Below are 4,865 nucleotides of genomic sequence, written 5' to 3'. Positions count from 1 at the left end.
TGTTCCATTTGCCGTGCGGCGTCAGATAGCGGAGCACGAGTGTGCTTTACCGCAGGTAATCTGCTTGTCGCGCGGACCGAATACCATCGGCGGCAGCGCGGTTTATATACCGGCAGCGCTTCGCCGAATTGCAGGAAAATTTCGTGATCGATATAGAAGTGCTGTCTGCCGGTCAGCGTTCGGAAAGGCACATGCCGCTCAATGTTCGTCGTGAACGGCGAATATCTTCTCCCCATTTTGTTCGAGCCGCTGAACACCGGCGTCGGGATGACTTCCCGCGGCTGGGCCGTGATGCTTTGGAACGTGATACGCTCCGCCGCGCGGTCCGCGGATATGTCTTTCAGGCTCACGCCGGTGTCATTCTCCGCCGACTCCCAGGCGCGCTGCGATACTTTGCCGTTCGTCGCCGAAGAGATATGGAGAATGGCATCCGCCGCATTTCTGGCGGTATGCAGCTTCGGCAGGCCGTTTTTGATCGTGTCGTCGTCATAGCTTCCATTCATGCGCTTCAGCTCTTCGTACTCTTCGGCTACTGAGAAGCTGACGCCGTGTGCCCCGATTTTGCCTGCCGCCAGGCTCGGGCCGAGCGTCACGAATTTATCGTAAATTTTCGTATAGTCGCGTTCGATCACCGTCAGGTTCGGCATCGTTTTGCCCGGAATAGCTTCGATCTCGCCTTTGCGCCAATCGAGCACCTTGCCGTAAGGCTGAGCGATTTCGCTGATCGAATCATGCGCCAGCGGGCTGGCCACGAGGTCCTTGTATACGCCGGGAAGATGCGTTTTGGCCATCTTTGAGAAGGTTTGTGCAATCGTCCGATAAATGTCCCAGTCCGAGCGCGATTCCCACAGCGGATCCACCGCCGGATTGAACGGATGGACGAATGGATGCATGTCGGTGGAGGACAAGTCGGTTTTCTCGTACCAGGTCGCTGCCGGCAGCACCACGTCGGCATACATCGGCGTCGAGGTCATCCGAAAGTCGAGCGCGACCAGCAGGTCCAGTTTGCCTACCACGTCTTCGCGCCACACCATTTCCTCCGGCTTATCCTCTTCATTTGGCGTCGAGAGCAGGCTGTCCGAAGCGCCAAGCAAATGCTTCATGAAGTACTCCTGCCCTTTGGCGGAGCTGGAAATCAGGTTCGAGCGCCATACGAACAGCGATCTCGGAAAGTTTTCCGGCGCATCGGGATCTTCGGCAGCGAACTTCGTATCTCCAGAGACGATTTGCGTTAATGCATGCTTCACGATCTCCTCGTTGGTCGTTTTCCCATGGGTGGCCGCTTCCTCCGCGAACGCCAGGCTGCTCTTGTTGAATTGCGGATAGGACGGCAGCCAGCCGAGTCTCGCGGCAAGGACGTTATAATCTGCCGGATGCTGGTAACGGATGTCCCCGCCCGTAGGCGATTTCAGGGAATCGGCACCCATTTCTTCGTATTTCCATTGGTCAGTCGCAAAATAAAAGAACGACGTCGCATTTTGCTGCCGCGGCGGCCCCTGCCAGTCTTTGGCGAAGGCGACCGTGGACCAGCCCTCGATCGGGCGGCACTTTTCCTGGCCGACGTAATGTGCCCAGCCGCCGCCGTTCACGCCTTGGGAAGCCGTCAAAATGACCAGGTTCAGAATTGAGCGGTAGATCGTGTCGCTGTTGAACCAGTGGTTGATGCCTGCACCCATGATGATCATGGAACGGCCGCCGGTATCCAGCGCGTTTTGCGCGAATTCCCTGGCAATCTGCACGACGATTGAAGCCTTCACGCCGGTAATCTTTTCCTGCCAGGCCGGGGTGTAGAAGGAATCCGCATCGTCGTATCCGCCCCCCTGTGACTCGCTGTCAGTTGAGACAATACCGTATTGGCTTAACATCAGGTCGTATACCGTTGCCACGAGGCGTTCGGTACCGTCGGCGAGCTGAATCTTTTTCGCCGGGATTTGGCGTTCGAACGTGCCGTTGGCGTTATTGTCGAAGAACGGGAAGCAAATCGTCTGCCGCTCTGCTCCCTGGGATTCCACGGAAAGCGCCGGTGAAATGACCGATCCGTCCTCGCGTTCCAGAATCAGGTTCCACTTCTTGCCTGGCTCCCAGCGCTGTCCCATCGTGCCGTTTGGAACCGTGATTTCATTTTTGTTTTCGTCGTAAATCACCGGCTTCCACTCCGCATGCGGGGTCGTATCGCCAAGATCGCTTGCGCGCAGGAATCGTCCGGCCTTATATCCGCCCTCATGCTCATCCAGCAGAAGAAGGAACGGCATGTCTGTATACTGCTTGGCGTAATTCAGGAACATCAGCTCCTGACGATCTTGGTAGAACTCTTTCAAAATGACATGCGTCATCGCTTGAGCGACCGCCGCATCCGTCCCCGGATTCGGGGCAAGCCAGTTATCCGCGAACTTGACGTTCTCCGCATAATCCGGCGCCACCGATACGACCTTTGTGCCTTTGTACCGCACTTCCGTCATAAAGTGGGCGTCCGGCGTCCGCGTTAAAGGCACGTTCGAGCCCCACATGATCAAGTAGCCGGCATTGTACCAATCGCTGGATTCCGGCACGTCGGTTTGCTCGCCCCAAATTTGCGGGGAAGCCGGCGGCAGGTCGGCATACCAGTCGTAAAAGCTCAGCATTTCGCCTCCGAGCAGGGAAATGAATCTCGCCCCCGATGCGTAGCTGATCATCGACATTGCGGGAATCGGAGTGAAGCCGGCAATGCGGTCCGGACCGTATTTGCGGATCGTATAGATCAGCTGCGCGGAGATCAGCTTGGTCGCATCCGCCCAGGGGACGCGTACATGACCGCCTTTGCCGCGCGCCTTTTTGTAGGTTCTCGCCTTTTCGGAGTCTTCCACGATACTGGCCCAGGCTGCTACTGGATCGCCATGCTGCCTTAGGGCTTCATTCCACATGTGCCACAGCTTGCCGCGCATATACGGATATTTCACGCGGAGCGGGCTGTATTCGTACCAGGAAAACGAAGCTCCGCGCGGACAGCCGCGCGGCTCGAATTCCGGCATATCGGGACCACAGGATGGATAATCGATCTGCTGATTTTCCCAGGTGATGATGCCGTTTTTCACAAACACCTTCCAGCTGCAGGAGCCTGTGCAGTTCACGCCGTGAGTCGTGCGCACGACTTTGTCATGGGACCAGCGCTTGCGGTACATGTCCTCCCAGTCCCGGCTTTTCTCTTCAAGAACGGACCAGTTGTCCGAATAGCTTTCCAATCGTTTGAAGAATTTCAGTCCCTTCTTCCGTTTCATTGGACGGTTCAACTCCTTTACGTGAATGACCATGATCGGGGAATCAATGTGTCGTCCATTCGTATGCCTCCATTATGAGAGCCTGCTGCTGCGTTTGGTATCAGGGAAACTCCTATATCCGGGCGAGAAATCCCTTGGTTGGTGAGGGAGGCCAGTTTGAACCCCCTGATGCGGTGAAAAAAGTGCGGTTAAAAGATTGGGAGGTACCTTCTACACTTGTCCATGGGGTGGGGATGGATTCCGGGCTCCAGCCGCTGCCTAAATCCGTGTTCCCTAGATTTAATAGGGATGTAGGAACACGGATTCAAAGGCGGCACGTAAACTTTCCACCCCGAATCCATTCCCTGTTTGGAGATACAGTTGCGATGGCGAAAACCTAAACCCATTTGTGGCTACCCGCGCCACACAACATCCAAAGCCAGAAGAAAGTTTCTCCCACCCTCCCCACAAAAAAAGCCCCCTCTTCACCTTGTGAAGAAAGGGGCTTCTAAACCACCGTTATCCGGATCAGCTGATCCGCTCGCGAATCCGCTCGAACAGCACGTTATTTTCCAAGTGGATGTGCTCGAAGGTGTCTTTTTCCAGCAGTCCAAGCCGCTGATAGACAAGCCGATACGTGCCGCAGGCATCTGCCGGGAGGGAGAAATCGCCGGTCACTTCCCGCAGCTCCTTCAGCAGATTCCCGGCCTTCTCATGCTCCTGCTCCAGCCCGGACAGCAGCGGCCGAAGTTCCTCCAAGTGCTGCGGATTCGGATTCGCCATAGATTTCAGGATTTGCGGGAACACGTTGTGATCTTCGTCCTCCGTATGCTCCTGCAGTTCACTTTTCAAATCCGCGAATAATTCCTGCACCCGCAGCAGCTCCGGATGACGTTCTCCATGAACGCGGGCCAGCTTTGTCACATATGGCGTTAACGCGGGAAGTTCTTCGCGCAAAAAAGCGTGATGCTTGTTCTGAATGTATTCTATCAGCTCCGGTTCCGCCAGATCTCCTGGCCGGCTGTCCCGATACTCCACCATTTTCGTCTCCAGTGTCTGGATCTGATCCAGAACCGCGCTGGAATCGAGCTTCCGTTTGGTCGCGGCTTCCTCCAGAGGGATTTTGCCTCCGCAGCAAAAATCGATGCGCAATGCGCGGAACAGATCGGCTGACTGCGGTACGGCTGTGACGATGTCGGCAACGTGCGTTTGAAGCGTTAATTGACTCATTGAAAGGACCTCCTGTAGTGGATTCATTCCCATATCGTGATGCAGAACTCATTACAGCCCCAGTATAAGGAATCTTCGAAGCCTGCCTTGTGATTCCAGTCATACCAAAAGCAAACGAAATGTGAAAACATCCACGACAGAAAAAATAGCTTCCCACACCCTCCCGAACGGGAGGATATGAAAAGCTACATTGCTATGCATCGCCAGTATAGGTTGTTTAAAATTTCTCAGGAAACTGTTTAACAATGCCTTCTGTCAGGATGTCCGCCAAATGAATCATATGGATCTCGTTTTTGTCGGTCGCCGCGATATCTGCTTTCCAGTCTCCCTTGAGGCAGTCAAGGACGATTTCCGTGATCAGCTGAAGGTGCGTGTACAGCATATCCTGCAGCTCTTTAAACG

General features: G+C 55.0%; 1 protein-coding gene and 2 pseudogenes. All 3 read right to left on the bottom strand.

Going from position 1 to position 4,865, the window contains the following annotated elements; translation table 11 throughout:
• Window positions 1-3,254: pseudogene (locus CPT76_RS08150) on the bottom strand (nitrate reductase subunit alpha); the annotation flags it as partial.
• Window positions 3,255-3,761: 507 nt separating this feature from the next.
• A complete protein-coding gene (ric, locus tag CPT76_RS08145; protein WP_105442559.1) occupies window positions 3,762-4,463 on the bottom strand; it encodes an iron-sulfur cluster repair di-iron protein in 702 nt (233 codons plus the stop codon).
• A gap of 217 nt (window positions 4,464-4,680) precedes the next feature.
• Window positions 4,681-4,865: pseudogene (locus CPT76_RS08140) on the bottom strand (glycosyltransferase); the annotation flags it as partial.

It is taken from the genome of Paenibacillus sp. AR247 (assembly GCF_002968895.1).
Lineage (GTDB): Bacteria > Bacillota > Bacilli > Paenibacillales > Paenibacillaceae > Paenibacillus_AQ > Paenibacillus_AQ favisporus.
The sequence above is the reverse complement of the archived record's forward strand: the minus strand, read 5'-3'. Positions and strand labels throughout refer to the sequence as shown.

What these genes read in the sequence shown, in the direction of transcription:
- ric (WP_105442559.1), bottom strand. Translation starts at nt 4,463, where the DNA reads ATGAGTCAATTAACGCTTCAAACGCACGTTGCCGACATCGTCACAGCC.